The sequence below is a fragment of the Actinoplanes cyaneus genome (genome assembly GCF_016862095.1).
Taxonomy (GTDB): domain Bacteria; phylum Actinomycetota; class Actinomycetes; order Mycobacteriales; family Micromonosporaceae; genus Actinoplanes; species Actinoplanes cyaneus.
The window spans coordinates 113,250-136,151 of the sequence record NZ_BOMH01000025.1 but is presented as its reverse complement, the minus strand read 5'-3'; the positions used below and the strand labels follow the sequence as shown (position 1 = coordinate 136,151).

Sequence of the window (22,902 nt, the reverse complement as noted above, 5' to 3'; positions counted from 1 at the left end):
CTCAGCCCGCAAGGGCGGCCTCCGTGGCCGGGCACGGTCAATGCACAAGATCAGTCGACGGCCCCGACCTCTTCCGCCCGGCCCCGCGCGACGCCGCCCGCAAGCCCCAGCCCGGTCCTACCCGCGCCGCGCCGCACTCTCCCGGCTGGTGCTCATGGACGTTATGAGGGACGAATAACGTCCATGAGCACCAGCCGGCATGCCGCCACCGCCCCGCGACCCGGCCCCCACCCCGCGTCGCAGGCCCTGCTGGTACTTAAGGGTGCTATCGGGCCTCATCACACCCGTCAGTGCCAGCTGGCCGGCGTGAGCTGGTGTTCAGGGGTGTTATCGGGCCTCATGGCACCCGTCAGTGCCAGCCGGCCGCCGTGAGCTGGTGTTCACGGTCGGGCGCGAGGCCAGGGGCTGGGGGTCGGGCGCCGGCGTCCCGCGGTTGGGCGCTGGCATCAAAGGGTTGGGCCGCGGGTCAGGCCGGCTCGGCGGGGAGGCGGGCGAGCCGGCGGTGACCGACCTGCCAGAGCGCGAGAACCAACAAGCCGCCGGCCAGCAGCCACGCCGCCAGGTGCGCGCCGAACGCGCCGAGCAGGATCGCGCCAGCCGCGGACGGCAGCGCCCAGCCGAGGGTCCACCGCAGGGCCGCTCCGGAGAGGCCGATCGGGCCGGCGACCAGGAAGTACACGGCCGCGCCGCCGCACAGCACCCAGCGGATCGCGCTGCCCGCGTGGGCGGACTCACCGGCCAGCCCGCCCAGCCCGGCGGCGATCGCCACGATCGCGGCGGTGGTCAGGTAGTGCACCGGCATGGTGAGCCGCAGCGCGCGCAGCGCCTCGGAGGCCGGCGCGGCGTTCAGCGTCAACCACCAGAGCGCCACCAGAAGACCGAAACCGATCACCCCCAGGAGCCACATCGGGTACGACCACTCGTCCACCCCGGCAGCCGCGTTCACCAACTGCGCGACGGCCTCCCCGAGCACGATGATCACGAACAGTCCCAGCCGCTCGACCAGGTGCGGCCGGTCCGCCGCGGCGGCCTGTGGCGCCGGGTCGGTCTCGTGCCACGGCGCGAACCGGCGGACCAGTCTCGTCGTCCACCGGCGCTGGTCGCGCTCGTAGTCGCGTCGCTCGGCGGCGAGCAGCCGCTCCGGCGAGCGCGACGCGAGCAGCGAGAACCCGACGTCGAAGAAGATCCCGAGCGCCCACAGCCAGTAGCGTGCCGGTGCGTCGAAGCCGAGCGACGCGATCCACGGGATCAGGCCGAGCGCCTGGTGCACGCCGGGCCATTCGGTCATCACCTCGTTCTCCCGCTTCCAGGAGGCGATGGCGAGCATGCGGCAGGCCAGGTACGCCACGATGAACGGTTGCGGCCGGTCGTGCTCGGCGAGTTGCGGGACCGACGCGGCCATCACGGCGATGCCGAACATCGCGGCCAGCATGGTGAGCAGGCGGGTCCGGGTGGCCGCCACGTTGGCGTAGAGGGTGAAGCCGGTCCAGACACTCCACATCGCGTAGTAGAGGACCGCGAAGATCAGCAGCAGCCGGCCGTCCGGCTCGGTGTGCAGCAGGTGGGCGAGCTGGGCGACGGCGGCGACGATCACCAGGTCGAAGAAGAGCTCCAGCCAGGTGGCGTGCCGCTCCTCGGCGGCCGTGACAGACATGGCGGGAAATCTATCCGTTCGCGTCCGCCATGGCGGGGGCCGGGGCGGGAGTTCTCCCGGGCAGCAGGAACGCGACGGGGACGGCCAGGCCGGTGAGCGCGATCGACCACCAGAACGCGGTGTCGAAGCCGGTGATCAGCGAACCGCTGCGCTGCGCCGTGGTGGTCAGGACGACGGTGAGCAGGGCGACCCCGACCGAGCCGCCGACCTGCTGCCCGATCCGGACGACGATGCTGGCGTGCGGCACCTTCTCCCGGGGCAGCCCGACGAAGGCCAGCTGCATCAGCGGGATCATCACCATGCCCAGGCCGAGCCCGCGGACGAAGAGGGTGACGAGCAGTGGCCCGTTCCCGGTGTGCGCGCCGGCGAACCCGAACGGCACGGTCGCCAGCCCGGTCAGCACGAAACCGATCAGCGCCACGCCGCGCCCACCGACCCGCTCGGTCAGGCGGCCGCTGGCGGCACGGCTGAGCAGCGAGCCGACGCCCTGCGGGATGAGCAGCAGACCGGCGCCGAGCGCGTCCTCGCCCCGTACCTCCTGCCAGTAGAGCGGGAGCAGGATCATCGCGCCGTACAGGGAGGCTCCGGAGAGGAAGAGCAGCGCGGTGGACGTCCAGGTCGGCCGGGAGCGCAGCACCGACAGGTCGACCAGCGCGGAGCCGGGCCGGCGCACCGCCCACAGCACGAACGCGACCAGCAGCACGGCACCGCCGGCGATCGGCAGGATCGCGTCGGCGCTGTCCGTGCCGTCGATCCTGGACAGCCCGTAGAGCAGCCCTGTCAGCGCGGGGGAGAGCAGGGCCAGACCGACCACGTCGAGGCGGACCGGGCGGCCGGGCTCGTCGGCCGGGATCAGCCGCACGGCGAGGAACAGGCCGATCAGGCAGAGCGGCACGTTGACCAGGAACAGCCAGCGCCAGTCACCGGCGCCGAGGATCAGGCCGCCGATCACCGGGCCGAGGATGGGCCCCAGCGTGGCCGGCAGCGCGACCAGCGACATCAGCCGCCCGGCGTCCTTGCCGTTCACCTGCTGCATGATCATCGTCATCATCAGCGGCATCATGGCGCCGCCGCCGAGACCCTGGACCACGCGGAAGCCGATCAGGCTGGGCGCGTTCCAGGCGAACGAGCAGAGCACCGAGCCGAGCAGGAACACGGTGAGCGCGGCGATCCACAGCCGTTTGCCGCCGAGGCGGCTCTGCAGCCAGCCGACGAGCGGGGTGACCACGCCCAGGGCCAGCAGGTAGGCCGTGCTCACCCACTGGATGGTGCTGACGCCGGCGTGCAGGTCGGCGGCGAGCTCGTGCAGCGCGACGCTGACGATCGTCGAGTCGAGGATGACCGTGATGCCACCGCTGAGCACCGCGACGGCGGTGCGCAGGGCGGTCGGGTCGATGCGGTTGTCGGACATCGGTACCGCCTTAAGGTACGCGAGCGTATCTAACTTTGGCCACGGTACGACGCCGCGATAAGATACGCAAGTGAGTCTTAAGGGCAGCGGAAAACCGGGCACCCGCCGGCGCGGCACCGAACTCGAGGACGCGATCCTGGACGCCGCGTGGGACGTGCTGGTCGAGCAGGGCTACCCGCATTTCACGTACGAGGCGGTGGCCGCCCGCGCCGGCACCAGCCGCCCCGTGCTCTACCGGCGCTGGCCGCAACGCGAGGAAATGCTCCTGGCCACGCTGCGCAAGCACTGGTGGTCGCGGCCGATCCCGGTGCCGGACACGGGCAACCTGCGGGACGACGCGGTGCAGTTCCTGCGGCACGCCGCGGACACCCGGTTCGAGCTGTTCACACTGCTCAGCGTGCAGCTGATGGACTACCTCCGGGAATCCGGGAGCAGCTTCGCCGAGCTGCGGGAGACGCTGCGGCCGCAGGGGCAGCCGAACGCCCTGGAGCAGATGGTGGCCCGGGCCGCCCAGCGGGGCGAGGTGCCGGACGTGCCGCGCCCGCCGCGGATGATCAGCCTGCCGTTCGACCTGTTCCGGCACGAGCTGCTGATGACGATGAAGCCCGTGCCGGTGGAGACGATCGCCGAGATCGTCGAGGGGTTGTGGCTGCCGATGCTGGGCTACCGGGGCCGGCCGTCACCGCCTGCTGAAGAGGCGCCGGCCGGCGGCGGGACGCCGGCTCGCTGACCGCCGGCCGGTGGCGAGCCGCAGAACCGGCACCGGGCGCGGGCCGGCGGCCGGCGGGGGACCGGACGGCAGCCGCGTGGCGCGCGGCGCGAGCGGCAGGCAAACCGTGAACGTGGCGCCGACGCCCGGATACCCGTCCGCGACGATCGTGCCGCCGTGCCCGGAGACCACCTCGCGCAGCAGTGCCAGCCCGAGCCCGAAGCGGCGATCCCCGGCGCCGGCACCCCGATGGAAACGGTCGAAGATCCGCGCGGCGTCGGCCGGATCGAAGCCGTCACCGGTGTCCGCGACGACCAGCTCGGCGTTGTCGGCCACGGTGCGCACGGCCACCGCGATGCTGCCGTCGTGGGTGTGGGTCAGCGCGTTGGCGAGCAGTTCGCTGACGACCCGGCGCAGCGCGGACTCCACCCCGCTGACCAGCACCGGATCCGGCGGCACGTCAAGGGTGATCGAGGTCGACGGGTTCAGGACCCGTTCGGTCTCCTCCGCGGCGAGCCGGGCGAGATCCACGGGTTGTCCCGGTGGCAGGTTCCCCGGGTCGGCCGCGAGCCGCGCGGACAACAGCAACTCGTCGACGATCTCGCCGAGCCGCCGCGTCGTGCTGACCAGCCGGTCGAGGTCGCGGCGATCGGCGCCGGTCTGCGCCGCCCGCCGGGCGAGAAGCTGGGCCCGGGTGTGCACCTGAGCGATCGGCGTACGCAACTCGTGGCTCGCGTCGGCCACGAACCGGCGCTGCCGCCCGAGCGCCTCGACCAGCGGCGCCACCGCACGGTGTCCCACCATCATGGCGGCCAGCACCGCCGCGAGCAGCCCGGCCGCCGCCGCGAGCAGGAACGCCGTCAGCAGGTGCCGCCGGTCGGCGAGCTGGAAACGGCCGTCGAACACGGCCTGGACGATCACCTCGCCCCGGGACTGCGTGCGCACCCAGTACCGGGTGCCGTCCCGGTCGACCTGCTGATTCTGGGTGACGCCGGTGGCCACCACCCGCTCCACGTCGCCGCGCAACGGCAGTCCCGTGGGGGCGGCGCGATCGCCGCGCGTCATGGTGCCGTCGGTCGCGTAGAAGAACACCCAGCTGCAGGCGGGCGGCCCGGCGATCACCCCGTTCTGGACGCCGTAGTCCAGCTCCCGGCTGATCTGTTGCTCCTGGCTGTGGCGCAGCATCTGGTACGAGATCGCGCCGGCCATCGTCAGCAGCACCCCGATGGAGAGCCCGACGAGCAGCCCGATCCGCCAGCGGGCACGCCGCACGGCCCGCAGTTCGAGCGTCTGACTCACAGCGCGCCCAGCCGGTAGCCGAGCCCGTGCACGGTCTGCACCACCCTGCGCCCGAGCTTGCGGCGCAGGTAGTAGACGTACGTGTCCACGATCGACGACGCCGCCGCCTCGTCGAACACCTTGCTGCGCAGCACCGCCCGCGAGTGCACCGCCCGGGGCCGCGCCGCCAGAACCCGGAGCAGCTCGAACTCGCGCGCGGACAGGGACACCCGGGTGCCGTCGGGCAGGACGGCGTCGCGTACCCCCAGGTCCAGCATGCCGTCCCCGAGACGCAGCACGTCGGTGGCGTCGGAGGTGCGCCGGCACAGGGCGCGGATCCGGGCGCTCAGCTCGTCCAGGTCGAAGGGTTTGACCAGGTAGTCGTCGGCGCCCGCGTCCAGTCCGGCGATCCGGTCGTCCACGGTCCCGAGCGCGGTCAGCATCAGCGCGCGGGCCGCGATCGCCCGGGCCCGCAGCCGGGTGATCAGGTCCAGACCGTCGAGCGCTGGTAACCGGCGATCGATCACGAGCACGTCATAAGGTCTGGTCAGACCGAGGTGCAGGCCGCGCTGGCCATCCGGGGCCTGGTCGACGTGATACCCCTCGTCGACCAGCGTCTCGGTGACCATCTCGCGCAGATCCGAGTCGTCCTCGACCACAAGAAGCCGGCGCATGACATCGAAGATCTCATATGGACGGACGTTCCGGGAGAAAAAGTTTTATTTTTCAACCAACTTCATAGAAACCCGCAACATCTTTCTTAAGGTACGTCGTGAGCCCCCGGCCCCGCGTGCTCCGTGGTGGCCGGGGGAACGACGGCGTGCCCCGCACGGGTCTTCCAGCGGCGGGCGTGACGCCCGGCCCGGGGTCGGCTCAACTGCCGGCCAGCGCGGGAGCGGGCTCGGCCGGCGCCGGGGTGCGGCGGGCCTCGCGATGCTCCAGCAGGGACAGCAGCGGGGTCGTCATCAGCGTCGTGACGAGCGCGACCAGCACCAGCACGGTGAACAGCGACGAGTTCACGATCCCCGCCTCCAGCCCGACGTTCAGCGCGATCAGTTGCATCAGGCCGCGCGCGTTCATCAGGACCCCGACGCGCAGCGCCACCGGGCTCGGCTCGCCGCGCAGCCGGGCCGCTCCCCAGCACGCGCCGAACTTCCCGACGATCGCCAGCGCCACGCACGCCGCCGCGAACACCAGCACACGCGGGTCGCTGAGCAGGCCGAACTCCGTACGCAGGCCGGAGAACGTGAAGAACAGGGGCAGGAACACCGCCGACGCGACCGGAGCGACGGTCTCGACCACCTGATCGGTGCGCTCGCTGCGGGGCATCACCACGCCGACCGCGAACGCGCCGAAGACCGCGTAGAGCCCGATCTCGTCGGTGTACCAGGCGACCAGGAACAGCAGCGCGACAGTGCCGATCAGCCGGGCCCGGTCGTCCAGCCGCCCGCTGCCCATCAGCAGGCCGGTGATCCGGCCCCCGCCGAGCCACATGACCAGCCCGAACACGATCGCGCCGCCCGCCGTGACGAACGCCGGACCGGCCTCACCGGAGGCGACCGCCAGCACCACGGCCAGCATGATCCACGCGACCATGTCGTCGATCGCGCCGCTGGCCAGGGCGAGCGAGCCGTGCCGGGTGCCGGCATGTCCGCGCTCGGTGATGATCCGCGCGAGCATCGGGAACGCGGTGATCGCCAGGGCCACCCCGACGAACGCGGCGGACACGCCGGCCGACACGCCGTCCGGGCGGATCGGGACGGCGTCCCCGGTCACCAGCACCAGCAGCACGCCGAGCAGCAGCGGCGCCGTGATCCCGGCGAGCGAGACCGCTCCCGCCGTGCCGGCCATCCGGGCGACCCGGTGCGCCTTGAAGGCGTAGCCGGCCTGGAACATGAACAGGACCAGGCCGATCTGGCCCACCACGTACAGGACCGGCAGCAGCGGCGCCGGGAACAGCGCCTCCTGCACTTGCGGGAACAGCAGGCCCAGCAGCGACGGGCCGAGCAGGACGCCGGCCAGCATCTCGCTCACCACCGGCGGCTGGCCGACCTTGGCGAGCAGCCAGGTGACCAGGCGGCAGAAGAGGATGATCACCGCGACCGCGATGAAGAACCGCGGCGCAAGCTCAGTGGGGGTCACGGGCGAGCCTCCTGGGGGTGGGCGAAGCGGGAGTCGGCCGGTCGTCGGCGGCTTCCTCGAAGTAGGTGGTGCACAGCTTCTGGCGGCGGGCGTCGAGGACCATCCAGGTGCCGAGCAGGAGCTGCTTGAGCGAGCGACCGGTGTCGGCGAGGCGATCGGCGTGACGCAGGGCGGTCAGCCGGGCACGGCTCGGGCCCTGCTGACCGCGCGGGGTCAGGTAGGCGGGCCCACGGTTCGGCAGCGATCGGGTGTGGGCGACCGGCGACGCGAGGTCGAAGCGGCGCAGCACCTCACGGGTGGCGGCGCGCAGCATGACCGGGGCGGCGCCGCGCGCGGGGCAGGCGCGGTTGGCGGTGATGCCGTACGGGATGAAGTGCGCGTCCTTCCTCTTCAGCGTCTGCCAGCGATCGGGGTCGAAGGCGTCGTCGCCGGCCGGGCCGGTGCGCTGGAAAGCCAGGTAGTTGAAGAGCAGCACCGAGCCGGCCGGCAGGGTGACGTCGCCGGCGACGATCGGCGCCGAGGTGATGCGGTGCGCGATGCCGAAGAGCGGATGCACCCGCAACGTCTCGTCGATGAGCCGGTCCAGCGAGTCGTCGGACAGCTCCGCCGGGGGGTGGCTCGCGGCGCAGAGCAGGATGTGGGCCATCGCCTCGGACATCTGCACCACTGCGGTGTTGAAGAACGCGCCCTGCAGATACCAGGCGGTCTCCTGGTCGGTGAACGGCTCCGGCAGCACCACGGGGCAGGTTTTCTCCTTCAGCCGGGCGAGGAGATACCGGGTCAGGCGGTGCCGGCGTCGCATGTGCCGCAGACTCAGCCCCTTCAGCGCGGTCACCACGTCGTCCGCGTTGGCGACGATGAGTTTCTTCGCCTCCGGTGGGCACTTCTCTCCGAAGACGAGCTCGAAGAAAACCTCCGCCCAGACCGGCATCATCAAATCCCGGAACCGGACGAAGGAGGTTTTCTCCGCCGGAAGCTCCGCCAGGATCCGCCGGGTCGCCGCGGTCGCCAGCTCGTCCGACCGGGTGTGCGGCACCGCGAGAACCTTCCGCGTGGTCCGCGCGACCGCCTGGTAACGATCACCCGGCTCCAGGTGCTCCTGATGCATCTGCGGTCCGGGCGCCAGCCAGTACCAGAACAGGTCCGACAGCCCGGCGCCACGACTGCGCCCGTCCGCGGCCGGATCGCTGTAGACCCGCTCGAAGTGCTCCGCGGCGACCATCGGGCCGGGAACGGGGATCCCCTCCGCGCCGTTGACCCGCTGGAAGATCCACTCGCGGAGGCGGACCACGGCGCTCACCCGGCCACCGCCACCAGGTCCGGGGTCAGGTCATCCGGTCGTCGCGCTCCGGCCAGCGCCATCGCGTGGTCCAGCTCCGCTGTCAGCTCCCGCAGCCGGTCCCGTACGGCGGTGGCCCCGCCCGCGGCGAGCGCGTCGAGCACCGGCCGTCCGACCAGCACCGCGTCGGCGCCCCGCGCGAGCGCGATCAGCACGTCCGTCCCGCGCCGGATGCCGCCGTCGACCAGCACCGGAATCCGTTTCGCGACCGCCTCGGCGACGGCCGGCAGCGCATCGATCGTCGCGATCGCCCCGTCCAGCTGCCGCCCGCCGTGGTTGGAGACGATCAGCCCGTCCACCCCGTGCTCCACCGCGAGTCGCGCGTCGGCCGGGTGCAGCACACCCTTGAGCAGGATCGGCAGCCCGGTCACCGTGCGCAGCCACCCGATCCGGTCCCAGCCGGCCGTCGCGTCCATCGCGATGTCACGCACCCGCCCGGTGTCGTCGCGCATGTTCTCGCAGACCAGCCCGGCCGGCAGCTCCGTGAAGCCGTTGCGCAGGTCCCGCTCGCGGCGCCCGAAGACCGGGGAGTCCACGGTCACCACCAGGGCCCGGCAGCCGGCCGCCTCCGCGCGTTTCACCACCGAGGCGGTGAACCCGGGATCGGGCTGCGGATACAGCTGGAACCACAGCGGCCCACCGGCCCGCGCGATGACCTCCACGGGCTGGGTCGCCGCCATGCTGACCACCATGACGGTTCCGGCGGCGGCCGCCCCCTGTGCGGTCGCCGCCTCCCCACCCGGATGAGCCAGCAGGTGGAACGCGGTCGGCGCGACCAGGATCGGGGTGGCCAGGCCGGCGCCGAACAGGGTGGTGCGCAGATCCCGGTCGCCGGTGGCGCGCAGCACCCGGGGGACGATCCGCAGCCGGTCGAACGCCGCGAGGTTGCCCCGCAACGTGCGTTCCGCACCGGCGCCACCGGCGAAGAAGTCGGCGTGGACGGGGTTCATGACAGGCTGCGCGCGACGAAACTCTTCAACGGCGCCACGTGCACGTCCGGCCGGTCCCACTGGTTCTCCAGGTTCTCGGCCAGGTGGTGCGTCGCCTCGTGCGTACCGTCGCGGAAGTAACGGACGACCGGATGCAGGTACGCGGCGTCGTGCGCCTGACCCGGCACGTCCTGCGCGATGCGGGTCACCGTCACGTCGAACGGGTCGACCTTGTCGTGCTCCGGGCCGTACTCGAGGGTCACCACGAACGCGTGCCGATACTCGTGGTCCGCGGTGGCGAGGCCGTGCTCGGCGAACCACGCGACCGGCACCTCGTCGTGGTACCGCGCGTCAGTGGCGGCGACCGTCACGACGTCGGCGAGGAAACCGAACTGCTGCCACAGGGCCGAGGTCCGGTTCACCCGGGCGATGATGGCGTCGGTGACCGATTCCGGCGTGGCGTCCAGCTTCTCGGCGGGCCAGGGGACCTCCGCGTACGTACGCTCGAGGATCTTGTGGAGCGCGCGCACGGCGTACCGGAAGCCATGGATGAAACCGCTCGTCGATTTCTTGAAGTCCCGCACCTGGGAGATCGTTCCGGCGAAGAACAGGCCGGGGACGTTCACCGACTCCCACGCCTCGGTCTGTGCGGGGAAACGATCCTTGATGGTCAGCTCGGGGCGGGCCGACTCGTCGAAGACGGACGCGTCGAAACGGAACCCGGTGCACGCCAGGACCCGGTCGTAACGCAGCTCTTTGACGACCTCGTTCGCGCGCGAGAAACTGAAGGTGACCTTGAAGCCGTCGCCGTCGCGCTCGATCCGCTTGACGGTGCCGTCGAGAATCGCATTCGCGGACTTCAGCTGGTACGTGTCCAGGAAGTTGTTGTTGACCGCGCGCAGATGCCCGACGTAATGCGTCCGCCAGGCCAGATGCACCGAGCTCGGCCCGGCCACGTGGATCACCGTGGTCGTCTCCATCAGGTTGTCAGCGGTCTCGAACGCGGAGTTCCCCTTGCCGATGATCAGCACCCGCTGGTCCAGGAAATCGCGCGGGTCGACGGACATCTCGTCGTATCCCTCGGCCAGCTCGAACCCGGGAATGTCGGGCCGATAGCTTTGCGACACACCCGTGGCGACGACGACACGCCGCGCGGTGAACGTCTCGTCGCCGGCCTCGACCTGGAACAGGTCGCCGTTCTTGCTGATCCTGGTGACCCGGGTGTCGTAGGTGATCCGCAGGCCGCGCGCAAAATCGTTCAGATAGCGGACGTAATCGTCGGCGGCCGGGAAGTAGCGTTCGGTGTACTTCCCGAACAGCAGTTCCGGGTCGTCGCTCAGCAGCGAGTTCCAGTCCAGCCGCAGGTTCAGCTCCGGGTCGTCGGAGCCGGTGCGCGGCTTGTTGATGGAGATCAGCGTCCGGTGCCGCGGGTACCGCGTGAAGAACGCGCCTGGCCCGGCCGCACCCTCCAGCACCAGGTAGTCGCGCTTGCCGTCAGCTTCCAGCAGGGCGGCGAGCTGCAGGCCGGCCGGCCCGGCCCCGACGATCAAGTAATCAAGCGGCATGGCGCCGACGCTACGAACCAGAACTCAGCGAATTTTCAGAGCGAACCGGCTCACCGTCCGCGCGGCGCACAGCCGATGCCCGCTCGCGGCCGCCCCACCGCAGTCCCGGCGCACCCGCCGACAGCCCCGCCGTGGTCCCGCCCGCGGCCGCCGCGTGCGCTTCCGGCTGGCGCTCACGGTGGTTATCCGGACCGATAACGACCGTGAGCGCCAGCCGGAAGCGTGACGGCCCCGGCCGTGGTCCGTCGGCGGCTTCCGCTGTGGTTGCGGCTGCGGCCGCCGCGTCACGCCTCCTGCTGGTGCTCACGGTCGTTATCCAGCTGGATAACCACCGTGAGCACCAGCCAGGAGGCGTGACGCGCGCTGGGGGCGGGCTCGGTTGGATTCTGCGAGGCGTGTGAGCCCTAGGTGGACGATAGGGTCGCGGGCATGCTTGAGACTCAGCGTGAGCGCGTGCCGGTGAACGACGGCGGCGAGCTGGACACGGCGCTGGCATTCCTGACGTTCGCACGATCGTGCGTGGTGAAGAAGACCGACGGGCTGGACGAGGAGCAACTGCGGCGCCGGCTGGTGGTGTCCGACACGACGCTGCTCGGGCTGGTGCAGCACCTGACCGACAGCGAGCGGTACTGGTTCGGCTACACGCTCGCCGGTGACGCCCGATGGGCCGGCGTCGACTTCGACATGGTCGTGCCGGCGGAGCGCTCGGCGGAGCAGGTCATCGCCGACTACCGCGCGGCGATCGCGGAGAGCGACGCGCACATCGCGGCAGCGGGCGGCCCCGAGGCGCGTTCCGTGACCGCGGTCGACGGCGAGCATCGCACGCTGCGGTGGCTGATCGCGCACGTGACCGGCGAGACCGTCCGGCATGCCGGGCACGCCGACATCCTGCGCGAGCTGATCGACGGCGTCACCGGCCGCTGATCAGGCGGGCGCTGGCGGCCACGGTCTCCTCGGTCTGCCGGCGTCGCGTGCTCTCGTAGGCGGCGAAGGCCGTGGCCGGGTCGCCGTGCTCGCGCAGGGCCGCGGCGAGGGCGACCGCGTCCTCCAGGGCCATCGACGCGCCCTGGGCGGCGGCCGGGGTCGCGGCGTGAGCGGCGTCGCCGGTCAGGACCAGACGGCTGTTGTGCCAGCGCGGGGTCGTCGGAATGTCGTAGGAGTCGCCACCCACCAGGTCGGAGCCGGTCGCCGCGATGATCGCCGCGGCCGGGACGGGGTCGTCGCGGAACATCTCGGCGACCGAGCCGGGCCGGCCCTCGATGCGGGCGAACCACCAGGTGCGATCGTCGCCGGACGGGACGGTGAAGCCGAAGAAGGCGCGGCTGCCGCGGATCATGTGGTACTCGTCGGGGTCGACGCCGGCCGGGTTGCCGGGCGCGTAGCCGTAGACGACGTGCTGACCGGAATGACGCGGCTCCGGCGCCTGCGGATCGATGAGCCGGCGCGTCCGGGAGTGGATGCCGTCCGCGCCGACGAGCAGGTCGCCGGCGACCGTGCTGCCGTCCGCGAACGACACCTCGACGCCGTCCCCGGTGGCGAGGGCGCCGGTCATCCGCTTGCCGTGGTGGACCGGGACGCCACGGGCGGCGGCGAGGTCCTGCAACGCCCGGTACAGCGCCGCCCGGGTCATCGACCGCGCCGAGCCCTCGATCGGGCGGCGCCCCAGGTGCCGGCCCTGCGCGTCCCACAGCGAGACGGCCCGGGCCGGGGAGGAGATCGCCTCCACGACGGCGGTGGCTCCGAGTTCGTCGAGCGCGGCCATCCCGTTGGCCATCACGGTGAGGAAGGCCCCCGCGTCCTCCCCACCGGAGGCGTGCGCCTCGTAGATCTCCGCCTCGATGCCGGTCTGCCGCAGTGCCAGTGCTGTCGCCGCGCCCGCGACGCCTCCGCCCACGATGACCACCGTCATGGGCCCATCATCGCCGAAATCGTGAGCCTCGCCAGTCCCGGCGCGTTGCCGGCGGTACGGACGGCACGAAGCCGACCCTGGTGTCTGGCAGAGTGACGGGGTGAATCTCGATGAGGGCGCCGGGCTGCTGCACCGGCTCACGTCGTACGTGCCGGACCGTGAATGGGATGTCCCCGTCGACGACCCGCGGGTGCGCCACGACTTGGCCCCGAACGACCTGGCCACGTTCCCGCCGCAGGTCAAGGCGTATCCGGATGGCCTCGACGTGCTGGAACTGCCCCGCGAGCTGCCCGATCCGGGGGTGAGCGCCACCGCGGTCCTGGCCGGTGCCGCAACCCCGGCCCTGCCGCTGGATGCGGCGCAACTGGGACGGCTGCTGTTCCTCGGCGCGGGCGTCGTGCGGACCGGCGAGCGCAACGGCAAGCCGTTCCTGTTCCGGGCGGCCGGTTCGGCCGGGGCACGGTTCCCGCTCGAGATCTATGTCAGCGCCCGCGGGATCGCCGGCGTGCCCGACGCGGTGTACTGGTACGACCCGGTGCGGCACGCCCTCGCCCGGATCGCCCCGGCCGCCGACGGCGACGTGTCCACCCTGGTCGTGACGGGAGTTCCGTGGCGGACCGGCTGGCGTTACGCCGAACGCGGCTGGCGCCACCTGTACTGGGACGCCGGCACCGTGCTGGCCCAGCTGACCGCAGCGGCGGACAGCGCCGGCCTCGTGCCGCGGCTGCGGTCGCTGTTCCCGGATGCGACAGTGCGGGAGCTGGTCGGCGCGGACGGCGTGCACGAGTACCCGGTGGCGCTGCTCTCGCTCGGTGACGGCGGCCCGGCGATCCGGCCGGGCGGCCCCGCGGTTCCCGGGGAGCTGCCCGAGGTGGAGCTGCCACTGTGCACCGCCGCGCAGCGTGCCGGCGAGCGGGACACGCTGGGCGAGCCGTGGGCGGTGGGGACCACGCTGGCCGAGGTGCCGCCGTCCGGCTCGCTCGACGAGATCGTCCGCCGCCGCGGGTCGCAGCGCCGGATGGACCGGTCCCGGACGCTGACCTCCGAGCAGTTGCGCTGGCCGCTCGCCGCGGCGCTGCGTGGCGTGCACGTGCCGCACTGGGTGGTCGTGCACGGCGTCGACGGCGTCACCCCGGGCCTGTACCGGTGGCCGGACCTGGAACAGCCGCTGCGGACCGGGGACCAGCGTGACGAGCTGCTGCGGATCTGCCTGGACCAGGCGCTGGCCGCCGACGCGGCGTACGTGGTGATCGCGGCCGTGCCCCTCGCGGCCCTCGACGACCGCGGCTACCGTGACGCCCAGCTGGCGGCGGGGCTGGTCGAGGGCCGGTTGCACCTGGCGGTGTACGCGCTGGGCGCCAGCGCCACCGGGATGACCTTCCTCGACTCGGAGGTGCCGGGCCTGCTCGGCGAGCCCGACGAGGTGGCGGCGCTGCTGTTCACGTGCGTGGGCGTCGCTGAGTACCGTTCGCGGCCGGGCGGGGGACCCGGCGCTCCGGTCGCCGTCCGCACCGTCACTCCGCGCCTGGGCGACTCCTGACCGCAGCCCCGGTGACCGGCGCGACGGCGTCAGGACACGTGGGACTCCACGATCTCGGCGGCCCGGCGGACGTCGGATTCCAGCGGCCGGTCCGGGTCGATCGGCGCGATGGCGTCGGCGAGCGCGTCGATCAGTCGCGCGGACGCGGGCGCGGTCGGGGTACGCGCGCCGACGTGCACGGCCTGACGCAGGCCCAGCGCGAGCGAGCCGGTGATCAGGCCGAGCAGGCGGGACTGGTCGAGGGCGCGCAGGGCTGACTGCGTACCCAGGGGAATGACGTCCTGGTTGTGAAGGTTCGTCGGCAGGCTCTGCAGACTTGCCGGCATCGCGTCGCGGCGGATCTCCGCGATCAGCGCGGTGGACGCCAGCTGGACGCCCTGCAGGCCGTGCTGCTGACCGGGGCCGGCCGCGAGCATCGGCGGGAGCCCGCCGTTGCGGACCGGGTCGACGAGCAGGTCGAGCTGGCGTTCGGCCAGGTTGCCGAGCTGTCCCAGCACCATCGTGAGGACGTCGGCGGCGAAGGCGGCGGGTTGCCCGAAGAAGTTGCCTCCGTGTACGACCTTGTCGGCGCCCGGGAAGAACAGCGGGTTGTCGCTGACACTCGCGAGGTCGGCCGCGACGACGCCGTCGGCATAGCGCAGCGCGTCCTCGGCCGCGCCGAGCAGCTGTGGCGTGCAGCGGATGGAGTACGGCTCCTGCAGCGGCCGGCTCCCCGACGGCGTCACCCCGTCGAGGAGCGACCGCATCCGCGCGCCGACGGCGTTCGCGCCCGGGTGTCCGTAAGCGATCAGCAGTGACTCGTCGAGGAACTGCGGGTCGCAGCCGAGCAGATCCGCCAGCACGCACGACAGCGCCTGGATCACGCGATGCGACGTGCGGATCCGGTCGAGCGCCAGCGCGGTCGCGGCCGTGGTCAGCGACGTGCCGTTGACCAGCGCGAGCGCGTCCCGCCCGTCGAGTGGCAGCGGGGTGAGCCCGGCCCGGTCCAGTGCCTCCGCGGCGGGCAGGCGCTCGCCGTGCACGTAGGCGTTTCCCCGCCCGCGCAGTGCCTGCGCCGCTGCGCCCAGCGGGATCAGATCGCCGCTCGCGCCGACCGAGCCGAGCCGCGGCATCGCCGGGGCGAACGTCGTGCCCAGCGCGGCCGCGAGCGCGTCGACGACGTGCGGTGACACGCCCGAGGCGCCGCGCGCGAGCGAGTGCGCCCGGACGAGCAGGGTGGCGCGGGCGAGCTCCGGGTCGAGGTCCGGGCCGTGGCCGGCGCCGAGGTGCGCGAGCGTGTTGTCGGCCTGGTCGCGCTGGTCGGCACGGCCCGCGTAGCCGACGAGCGCGCCGAAACCCGTCGTCGCGCCGTAGACCGCGCGGTCGTCGCCGAGCACCTTGGCCAGGAAGGCGCGCCCGGCCGTGAGCCGTTCGCGGACCTCCGGACCGGCCAGCACGGTGATCGGCTCGCGGGCGGCGCGCAGGTCCGCGATGCGCAGCGGGGCCGCCAGATCCACCTCGATCGTCATGGTTTCGGACGCTAGTGACGACTTCTCAGAGCCCTCTGAAATCGCGTCGGTAATTTCCGCCGCATGACGCACGACTATCTCATCATCGGCGCCGGGCCGGCCGGCCTGCAGCTCGCCGCGCTGCTGGAGCGCGACGGTCATGACTACGTCGTCCTGGAGGCCGGTGACGCGGCGGGGACATTCTTCACCCGCTATCCGCGGCACCGGACGCTGATCTCCATCAACAAGGTGTGGACCGGTTCCGACGACCCGGAGTTCAACCTGCGGGCGGACTGGAACTCGCTGCTGACCGAGGACCCGGCGCTTCTTTTCAAGAACTACAGCCGGAAGTACTTCCCGGCGGCGGACGACTTCGTGCGTTACCTGAAGGATTTCTCCGACGGTCTGAACGTTCTTTACGGCAGGAAAGTGCAGCGCGTGTCGCGCTCCGCGGAGGGAATCTTCACCGTCGCGACCGCGGAGGAAACCTTCACGGCGGCGAAGGTCGTCGTCGCCACCGGCGTCTCGCGGTTCTACGTCCCGCCGATCGAGGGCGCCGAGCTGTGCGAGCGCTACGACACGGTCAGCGTCGACCCGGACGACTTCGTCAACCAGCGGGTCCTGATCATCGGCAAGGGCAACTCCGCGTTCGAGACCGCTGACGCGCTCGTCGAGACCGCCGCGGTCATCCACGTGGCCGGCCCGCACTCGGTGCGACTCGCCTGGCAGACCCACTACGTCGGGCATCTGCGCGCGGTCAACAACAACTTCCTCGACACGTACCAGCTGAAGTCGCAGAACGCGGTGCTGGACGGCACCGTCGAGCGCATCACCCGGCGCGACGACGGCGGATTCCGGATCACCTTCCGCTACGCGCGGACCAGCGAACGGCTGCGCGAGATCGACTACGACCGGATCATCCTGGCCACCGGCTTCCGCTTCGACGCGTCCATCTTCGACGAGTCGGCCCGCCCGCGCCTGGTGATCAACGACCGGTTCCCGGAGCAGACCCCGGCCTTCGAATCGGTCGACGTGCCCGGTCTCTACTTCGCCGGCACCCTCTCCCAGCAGCGCGACTTCAAGAAGTCGACGAACGGGTTCATCCACGGATTCCGGTACGCCGTCCGCGCGCTCCACCACATCCTGCGCAGCCGCCACCACGACATCCCGTGGCCGTCCACCCCGGTCGAAGCCACGCCGGAAGCGATCACCGACGCGATCATCGCCCGGATCAACGTCTCGTCCGGGCTGTGGCAGCAGTTCGCCGTCCTCGCCGACGTGGTCACTGTCGAGAACGGCGCCGCGCACTACCGCGAGGAGGTGCCCGTCGCCTACCTCGGCCCGGAACCGCTCGCGTTCGTGGTCACCCTCGAATACGGGCCCGGCCACGACCAGGTCGACCCGTTCGACATCACGATCCCGCGCGTCGCCGAGAACGACGCCACCACCGCGCACCGGGCCAGTTACCTGCACCCGGTCGTCCGCGTGCGCCGGCACCGCGAGGTGATCGCCGAGCACCACCTCGCGGAGAACCTGGAGAACCAGTGGAACGTGCCGCCGGTCCACCAGGAGCCGCTCGCCCGCTTCATCAAGGGCGTCCTCTGACGATGTGGCCGGCTCCGGTGCTCGAACTGCTCGCCGAGGGCGGCGATCGGCCGGTCTTCGAGGACGGTGATCGCGTGGTCACCGCGGCGGAGATGTTGTCGCTGGTCCGGCGGATCGCGACCGGGCTACGGCAGCACGGGCTCGGGCCGGGACGCGGGGTGGCGCTGCGGCTCTCCGTCGACGCGCACGCCTTCGCGGCGACGATCGCGGCGTTCGCGGTCGGCGCGCGCGTCTCCGGGATGCCGTCCGGGCTCGCCCCGGGTCAGCTGTCCCACCTGCTCGAACGGGACGACGCCGTGCTGCTCGACGACGCGGCGGTCCGCTCGTTGTCCGGCTTCCCGGAGAAGCCGATCGACGTCGGCGGCCGGCCCGGCGACGTCGCGCGGATCATCTACACCAGCGGCAGCACCGGCAACCCCAAGGGCTGCGCACAGACGTACGCGGCGATGTCCGCGGCCTGGGCAGCCCACCCGGACCGCTGGCCGCCGGCCGTCGCCGAGCTGGCGCGACGACTCGACCGCTACCTCGTCTTCGGCTCGCTGAGCAGCCAGGTCATGCTGGAGTACGGCATCCTGACGCTCGCCGCCGGTGGCACGCTCGTCGCCGCCCACCCGCCGGCGTTCCCGGGCACGATCGCCGAGCACCGGGCCACCGCGAGCGTGATTACGGTCGGCAAACTGCACCAGCTCGTCCGCGCCCAGCGCGCGAACCCGGTCGACCTGAGCAGCCTGCGAGCGCTGATGGTCTCCGGCTCGCCGCTCGAGCCGGGCCGGCTCCGGGAGGCGCTCGACGTGCTCGGGCCGGTGATCTTCCACGGTTACGGCCAGACCGAGACCGGGATGATCTCCATGGCGATGCCGGGGGAGCGGCTGGACTCGGTCGGCCGGCCACCGCCGGTCACGTCGCTGCGGTTCCAGGACGGCGAGCTCTACGTGCGTACGCCCGCGCAGGCCAGTTTCTACTGGCAGGACCCGGAGGAGTCGGCGCGCGTCTTCGTCGACGGCTGGGTCCGCACCCGCGATCTGGCCACGCTCGGCGACGACGGCTACCTGCGGCTGCTCGGCCGGGCCCGCGACGTGATCATCGTGCAGGCCACGCTGGTCTACGCCGGCCCGATCGAGCGCGCGCTGGCGGCGGACCCCGCGGTCGCCGAGGCCTACGTGATCGGACGCCCCGACGACGAGACCGGAGAGGCGATTCACGCGTACGTCGTCCCGGTCACCGGCCGCACCCCGGACGCGGCCGCCCTGCGTTCCCGGGTGGCCGCGCACCTGGGCCCGTCCTCGGTCCCCAAGACCGTGACCGTCATCGACCACGTCCCCTTGGCCCCGAGCGGCAAGCCCGACAAGTACGCCCTCCCCGCCACGTGACCCGGCCCCCGGCTGGCACTCACGGTCGTGTCAGGTCCGTCGACCCAGCCGTAGGTGCCAGCCGCGCGCGTGCGGCTGGCACTCAGGGTCATGTCGAGTGCGTCGACCCAGCCGTGAACGCCCGCCGGGGACGCGACGTGGGGCCGGGGCCGGGCATGCGGGCGGCCCGGCCTTCCGGCTGGTTCTCATGGGCGTTATCCGTCCCGGATAACGCCCATGAGAACCAGCCCGAAACCGTGGGTCGCGCGCCTGCCTGGAGTGGCAGCGGCCTCGCGGACGGAGCCACGAGGCGGAGCTTTCACGACGTACGCGCAAAGGGTTGTCAATGGGGTCGCAGGGCAGATCGTGGCGCGAGTTCACGACCCGGGTCAGAATTCCTCGGTGCTCATGAACTGCCGGGAATGGTGGATCAGGGGACGGTCCTCGGGTCCGTGGAAGACCTCGAGCACCTTCGCCACGACCAATGTCGAATCGCCCACCGGCACGCGGTGCAGCGGTGCGCACCGCAGCGCGGCGACCGCGTCGAACAGGATCGGCTCACCCGTCGGCAGCGTGCTCCAGCCCTGACCCGGGGTGAAGCGCTCGCCGCCGGAGCGCGCGAAGTGGTGGGCCAGCCCCGCGTGGCGGGTGCCGAGCAGGTGCACGACGAAGCCCGGCGCGGTCAGCAAGGCCCGCGCCGACTGGCTGCCCATGACCGAGAACGACAGCGCGGGCGGGTCGACGGCGACCGAGGCGACGCTGGACGCGGTCAGCCCGACCGGGCCGTCCGGGCCGGCCGCGGCGATCACCGCCACCCCGGTCGGATACCGGCGGAACGCGCCCTTCATGCGTTCGCCGACACCGTGCAGTGTTTCTAGATCCACGGGCAGACGGTAAAACGTAAAGCCGACTTCACGTCAAGGTGTCGAGGGTCGCTCCGTGGCGAGACTCACTCGTTGCGTGGCCGGAGGCCCTGAGCAGCTGCAGGGCGGCCTCGTGGCCCGATCCGGCGGCCGGCGTGTAGGTCAGCAGCCGCTGCCCGTCGTCCTCCGGAAGGTGCAGGGCCTCGTAGTCGAGGACCAGGTCACCGACGACGGGGTGGTGCAGGTGCTTGGTGCCCGCCCCGCAGACCTGGACGGGGTGCTTGGCCCAGCACGCCGCGAACTCGGGGCTCTTGACGATCAGCTCACCCACCAGCGCGGTCAGCGCCGGATCGTCGGGGTAGCGGCCCGCGGCGATCCGGAGCGACGCCACGGCGCGCCCGGCCTCCTCGTCCCAGCGCCGGTACAGCTCGCGGGTGTGCGGGTCGAGGAAGAGCATCCGCGTCAGGTTCGGCCGGTCCGCGGGCCGGGCCGGCGCCGCCCGGTCGTAGTGCCCGGCGAACAGCAGGTGGCCGAGTTCGTTCCACGCCAGGACGTCGCTGCGGCGGTCCAGCACCAGGGCCGGCACGTCGCGCATCGCGGTGATCAGCTGCTCGACGCCCCGGCGGGCGGTCTCGGCACGCGGCGGGCGGCGCCGCTTCGCCGGTCGCGGCCGGGCCAGCTCGTGCAGGTAGGCACGCTCGTCGTCGGTGAGGGCCAGTGCCCGGGCGAGGGCCTCGATGACCGACTCGGAGGCGTTGGTGCTCTGCCCCTGCTCCAGCCGGGTGTAGTAGATCGGGCTGACCCCGGCCAGCTGGGCCAGCTCCTCACGGCGCAGGCCCGGCACCCGGCGCTGCCCGTACGACACCAGCCCGACGTCCTCGGGCCGCAACCGGGCCCGGCGACTCCGGAGGAAGCCGGCCAGCTCGCGCTCACTGTGCATGACGCCCATCCTGCCCGGCGTCGCCGTCCGCTGCCTGTCCCCGCCGGTACCAGTCTGGCCCCGCCTACCCGGAACAGTGGCCTGGCTGTCGCCGGGACCACAGCTGCAGATTCGACGCATGACCAGTACCTTCCTGACCCGCAGCACGGCGGGTGTCCGTGATCGGCTCGCCCTCGCGGTGCTGCTGACCGCCAGCTTCACCCTGGCCGTCGACTTCTCCATTCTCAACGTGGCGCTGCCGGCGATCGGCGCCGACGTCGGGTTCGCGCTCTCCGGTCTGCAGTGGATCGCCACCTCCTTCGCGCTGTGCGCGGCCGGCTTCACGCTGCTGTTCGGCCGGGTCGCCGACCTCGCCGGGCGGCGCCGCGTGTTCCTTGCCGGCATCGCGCTGCTCGGAGTCTCCTCGCTGGCGGGTGGACTGGCCACCGGTCCTGCCGTCCTGCTCGTCGCCCGGGTCGCGCAGGGCCTCGCCACGGCGGCCGTCACCCCGGCCGCCCTCGCGTTGCTGACCACCTCGTTCCCGGAGGGGCCGCGTCGGGACCGGGCGCTGGGCCTCAACGGCGCGCTGATGGCAGCCGGGTTCACCACCGGCGCGATCCTCGGTGGCGTCATCACCGACCTGCTGAGCTGGCGGTGGGCGTTCTTCATCAACGTCGTGGTCGCCGCCGCCGTCCTGGCCGTCGCCCCGGTCGTGCTCGTGGAGAGCCGTCCCGAGCGGCGACCCCGTCTGGACGTCCCCGGCGCGGTAACCGTCACCGCGGGTCTCCTCGCGGTCGTGTTCGGCCTGGTCAGCGCGGGACAGCACGGCTGGGTCGACCCCCGTGCCCCGGGCGGCCTGCTTGCCGGCGCCCTGCTGCTGGGTACGTTCTGGGTGATCGAACGCCGGGTCGCCGAGCCACTGGTGCCGGTCCGGATCCTGCGCCGTCGCACCGTCGCGTGGGGCAACCTCGCGGGGATCCTCGCGTTCGCGACCGAGACCTCGCTGGTCTTCCTGCTGACCCTCTACCTGCAGGAAGTCCTCGGCTTCGCGCCGCTGGCGGCCGGGCTGTCCTTCGCCGTCCTCGGCCTCGGCACCGTCCTCGGCGGCGTCCTCGGCCCCAGGGTGATCGCCCGGCTCGGCAACCCTCAGCGGGCGTTGGCGCTCGGCATGAGCGTCCAGGCGATGGCGACGCTGGTGCTGGTGTTCCTGGGGCCGGACCGGGCCGGGATGCCGTTGCTGCTGGCCGCCACGTTCATCGGCGGCACAGCGAACCTCGTCGCGATCGTCGGGTTCATGGTCACCGCCACCTCCGGTCTGCCCGACGGGGAACAGGGCCTCGCCGCAGGGCTCGCGACGATGAGCCAGCAGATCGGCATCACCCTCGGGATCCCGGTCATGTCCGCGGTCGTCAGCGCCGGCCTCGCCTCGCCCGGCGGCGAGGCCACCGGCGACATCCTCACCGCGGTACGCACCGCAGTGGTGGTCAACGCCGCCCTGTGCATGCTGACCGCGGCAGCCGTCGCGCTGTTCCTGCGGGCGCCGCGCACCGGCGACGTGGGCCGGGCGCCGCGCACCGGCGACGTGAGCCGGGCGGGGAACGGACGCCCGCGCCGCCACTGACGGACCGGGGGCGGGGCAGTATGGAGGGCATGGAACCTCAGCGCGTGCAGCGGGACCGGGACGCGACCGGCCGGGCCCGCAACGCCCGGCCGCGGGACGGGCTCGGCCGCCCGCTGCCGCACGGCCTGACCGGTGTCCCCACCACCCCGGACGATCTCGTCCTGCCGCCCGCGGAGGCGTTGCGCGAGGCCGAGCGGCTGCTCGCCGACGGCCGGCCGTTCCACGCCCACGAGGTCCTCGAAGGCGCTTGGAAAGCGTGCGACGACGACACCCGCGAGCTGTGGAAGGGCCTGGCGCAGCTCGCGGTCGGCGTGACCCACCTGCGGCGCGGCAACGAGATCGGCGCGGTCCGGCTGCTCAGCCGGGCGGGGGAGCGGATCGCGCCGTACGCGCCGATCGCCCCTCATGGGATCCCCGTCGCCGCGCTGACCACCTGGACCAGGGAGCTCATCGCGATGATCGGCAAGGCCCCGATCCCGGAGGGGATGCTCGCGCCGCGGCTCACCCCTTCGTGACCCGTCGCACCGCTGTGTCCTGCCATCCCGGACGCGGGTCACCCGCACTCCGCGGGCGGTCGGTGGC

General features: G+C 72.3%; 19 protein-coding genes. 7 read left to right on the top strand and 12 right to left on the bottom strand.

What is annotated here, in order from left to right; genetic code table 11:
- Positions 1-466: 466 nt before the first annotated feature.
- Both Acy02nite_RS16815 and Acy02nite_RS16810 read right to left on the bottom strand, forming a co-directional pair.
- Complete coding sequence (locus tag Acy02nite_RS16815; RefSeq protein WP_203741610.1) at positions 467-1,654, bottom strand: low temperature requirement protein A; 1,188 nt, start codon at positions 1,652-1,654, stop codon at positions 467-469.
- A 10-nt stretch (positions 1,655-1,664) separates the two neighbouring features.
- The gene (locus Acy02nite_RS16810) at positions 1,665-3,065 is read right to left on the bottom strand and encodes an MDR family MFS transporter (RefSeq protein WP_203741608.1); all 1,401 of its coding nucleotides are present in this window, start codon (positions 3,063-3,065) and stop codon (positions 1,665-1,667) included.
- A 70-nt stretch (positions 3,066-3,135) separates the two neighbouring features.
- On the opposite strand from Acy02nite_RS16810, the gene Acy02nite_RS16805 reads away from it, so the two are divergent.
- Positions 3,136-3,795, top strand: a complete 660-nt coding sequence (locus tag Acy02nite_RS16805; RefSeq protein ID WP_203741607.1) for a TetR/AcrR family transcriptional regulator — start codon at positions 3,136-3,138, stop codon at positions 3,793-3,795.
- On the opposite strand, the gene Acy02nite_RS16800 is transcribed toward Acy02nite_RS16805, so the two are convergent.
- From Acy02nite_RS16800 to Acy02nite_RS16775, 6 genes are all read right to left on the bottom strand, one after another.
- Entirely contained in the window at positions 3,745-5,073 is a 1,329-nt protein-coding gene (locus Acy02nite_RS16800; RefSeq protein WP_239174932.1) for a sensor histidine kinase, read from the bottom strand. The two genes, Acy02nite_RS16805 and Acy02nite_RS16800, sit on opposite strands and share 51 nt — an antisense overlap.
- Positions 5,070-5,726, bottom strand: coding sequence for a response regulator transcription factor (locus tag Acy02nite_RS16795; protein ID WP_203741606.1), 657 nt, complete (start codon positions 5,724-5,726; stop codon positions 5,070-5,072). Before Acy02nite_RS16795 ends, Acy02nite_RS16800 begins: the two co-directional genes overlap by 4 nt.
- Before the next feature lie 199 nt (positions 5,727-5,925).
- A complete protein-coding gene (locus Acy02nite_RS16790; protein WP_203741605.1) occupies positions 5,926-7,194 on the bottom strand; it encodes a cation:proton antiporter in 1,269 nt (422 codons plus the stop codon).
- Positions 7,181-8,494 (bottom strand): cytochrome P450, encoded by a 1,314-nt coding sequence (locus tag Acy02nite_RS16785; RefSeq protein ID WP_203741604.1) that lies wholly within the window; start codon positions 8,492-8,494, stop codon positions 7,181-7,183. Before Acy02nite_RS16785 ends, Acy02nite_RS16790 begins: the two co-directional genes overlap by 14 nt.
- Complete coding sequence (locus tag Acy02nite_RS16780; RefSeq protein WP_203741598.1) at positions 8,491-9,483, bottom strand: alpha-hydroxy acid oxidase; 993 nt, start codon at positions 9,481-9,483, stop codon at positions 8,491-8,493. The genes Acy02nite_RS16785 and Acy02nite_RS16780 overlap by 4 nt, the downstream gene beginning before the upstream one ends.
- Complete coding sequence (locus Acy02nite_RS16775; RefSeq protein ID WP_203741596.1) at positions 9,480-11,027, bottom strand: NAD(P)-binding domain-containing protein; 1,548 nt, start codon at positions 11,025-11,027, stop codon at positions 9,480-9,482. Before Acy02nite_RS16775 ends, Acy02nite_RS16780 begins: the two co-directional genes overlap by 4 nt.
- Positions 11,028-11,456: 429 nt before the next feature.
- Here Acy02nite_RS16775 and Acy02nite_RS16770 point away from each other — a divergent pair, with 429 nt between their 5' ends.
- On the top strand, positions 11,457-11,951 hold the full coding sequence (locus Acy02nite_RS16770; RefSeq protein WP_203741595.1) for a DinB family protein: 495 nt from the start codon (positions 11,457-11,459) through the stop codon (positions 11,949-11,951).
- Here Acy02nite_RS16770 and Acy02nite_RS16765 read toward each other — a convergent pair.
- The gene (locus tag Acy02nite_RS16765) at positions 11,938-12,936 is read right to left on the bottom strand and encodes an FAD-dependent monooxygenase (RefSeq protein WP_203741593.1); all 999 of its coding nucleotides are present in this window, start codon (positions 12,934-12,936) and stop codon (positions 11,938-11,940) included. The genes Acy02nite_RS16770 and Acy02nite_RS16765 overlap by 14 nt on opposite strands.
- A 100-nt stretch (positions 12,937-13,036) precedes the next feature.
- On the opposite strand from Acy02nite_RS16765, the gene Acy02nite_RS16760 reads away from it, so the two are divergent.
- Positions 13,037-14,476, top strand: a complete 1,440-nt coding sequence (locus Acy02nite_RS16760) for a SagB/ThcOx family dehydrogenase (RefSeq protein WP_239174931.1) — start codon at positions 13,037-13,039, stop codon at positions 14,474-14,476.
- Between the two features lie 29 nt (positions 14,477-14,505).
- Here the strand turns inward: Acy02nite_RS16760 and Acy02nite_RS16755 are convergent, their stop codons facing one another.
- Positions 14,506-15,984: an aromatic amino acid ammonia-lyase gene (locus Acy02nite_RS16755; RefSeq protein WP_239174930.1), complete on the bottom strand. Its 1,479-nt coding sequence runs from the start codon at positions 15,982-15,984 to the stop codon at positions 14,506-14,508.
- Positions 15,985-16,047: 63 nt separating this feature from the next.
- On the opposite strand from Acy02nite_RS16755, the gene Acy02nite_RS16750 reads away from it, so the two are divergent.
- Both Acy02nite_RS16750 and Acy02nite_RS16745 read left to right on the top strand, forming a co-directional pair.
- Positions 16,048-17,568, top strand: a complete 1,521-nt coding sequence (locus Acy02nite_RS16750; protein WP_203741591.1) for an NAD(P)-binding domain-containing protein — start codon at positions 16,048-16,050, stop codon at positions 17,566-17,568.
- Positions 17,569-17,570: 2 nt separating this feature from the next.
- Entirely contained in the window at positions 17,571-18,938 is a 1,368-nt protein-coding gene (locus tag Acy02nite_RS16745; RefSeq protein WP_203741589.1) for a class I adenylate-forming enzyme family protein, read from the top strand.
- Positions 18,939-19,306: 368 nt separating this feature from the next.
- Here the strand turns inward: Acy02nite_RS16745 and Acy02nite_RS16740 are convergent, their stop codons facing one another.
- Both Acy02nite_RS16740 and Acy02nite_RS16735 read right to left on the bottom strand, forming a co-directional pair.
- Complete coding sequence (locus tag Acy02nite_RS16740; protein WP_239174928.1) at positions 19,307-19,801, bottom strand: flavin reductase family protein; 495 nt, start codon at positions 19,799-19,801, stop codon at positions 19,307-19,309.
- A 28-nt stretch (positions 19,802-19,829) separates the two neighbouring features.
- A complete protein-coding gene (locus Acy02nite_RS16735; RefSeq protein ID WP_239174926.1) occupies positions 19,830-20,720 on the bottom strand; it encodes a helix-turn-helix transcriptional regulator in 891 nt (296 codons plus the stop codon).
- Positions 20,721-20,838: 118 nt separating this feature from the next.
- Here Acy02nite_RS16735 and Acy02nite_RS16730 point away from each other — a divergent pair, with 118 nt between their 5' ends.
- Both Acy02nite_RS16730 and Acy02nite_RS16725 read left to right on the top strand, forming a co-directional pair.
- The gene (locus Acy02nite_RS16730) at positions 20,839-22,320 is read left to right on the top strand and encodes an MFS transporter (RefSeq protein ID WP_203741587.1); all 1,482 of its coding nucleotides are present in this window, start codon (positions 20,839-20,841) and stop codon (positions 22,318-22,320) included.
- Between the two features lie 29 nt (positions 22,321-22,349).
- Positions 22,350-22,835 (top strand): DUF309 domain-containing protein, encoded by a 486-nt coding sequence (locus Acy02nite_RS16725; RefSeq protein ID WP_203741586.1) that lies wholly within the window; start codon positions 22,350-22,352, stop codon positions 22,833-22,835.
- The last annotated feature ends 67 nt before the right edge of the window (positions 22,836-22,902 follow it).

Coding starts and splice junctions, on each gene's coding strand:
- Acy02nite_RS16815 (WP_203741610.1), bottom strand. CDS start 1,654: ATGTCTGTCACGGCCGCCGAGGAGCGGCACGCCACCTGGCTGGAGCTC.
- Acy02nite_RS16810 (WP_203741608.1), bottom strand. CDS start 3,065: ATGTCCGACAACCGCATCGACCCGACCGCCCTGCGCACCGCCGTCGCG.
- Acy02nite_RS16795 (WP_203741606.1), bottom strand. CDS start 5,726: ATGCGCCGGCTTCTTGTGGTCGAGGACGACTCGGATCTGCGCGAGATG.
- Acy02nite_RS16780 (WP_203741598.1), bottom strand. CDS start 9,483: ATGAACCCCGTCCACGCCGACTTCTTCGCCGGTGGCGCCGGTGCGGAA.
- Acy02nite_RS16775 (WP_203741596.1), bottom strand. CDS start 11,027: ATGCCGCTTGATTACTTGATCGTCGGGGCCGGGCCGGCCGGCCTGCAG.
- Acy02nite_RS16770 (WP_203741595.1), top strand. CDS start 11,457: ATGCTTGAGACTCAGCGTGAGCGCGTGCCGGTGAACGACGGCGGCGAG.
- Acy02nite_RS16765 (WP_203741593.1), bottom strand. CDS start 12,936: ATGACGGTGGTCATCGTGGGCGGAGGCGTCGCGGGCGCGGCGACAGCA.
- Acy02nite_RS16755 (WP_239174930.1), bottom strand. CDS start 15,984: ATGACGATCGAGGTGGATCTGGCGGCCCCGCTGCGCATCGCGGACCTG.
- Acy02nite_RS16750 (WP_203741591.1), top strand. CDS start 16,048: ATGACGCACGACTATCTCATCATCGGCGCCGGGCCGGCCGGCCTGCAG.
- Acy02nite_RS16745 (WP_203741589.1), top strand. CDS start 17,571: ATGTGGCCGGCTCCGGTGCTCGAACTGCTCGCCGAGGGCGGCGATCGG.
- Acy02nite_RS16735 (WP_239174926.1), bottom strand. CDS start 20,720: ATGCACAGTGAGCGCGAGCTGGCCGGCTTCCTCCGGAGTCGCCGGGCC.
- Acy02nite_RS16730 (WP_203741587.1), top strand. CDS start 20,839: ATGACCAGTACCTTCCTGACCCGCAGCACGGCGGGTGTCCGTGATCGG.
- Acy02nite_RS16725 (WP_203741586.1), top strand. CDS start 22,350: ATGGAACCTCAGCGCGTGCAGCGGGACCGGGACGCGACCGGCCGGGCC.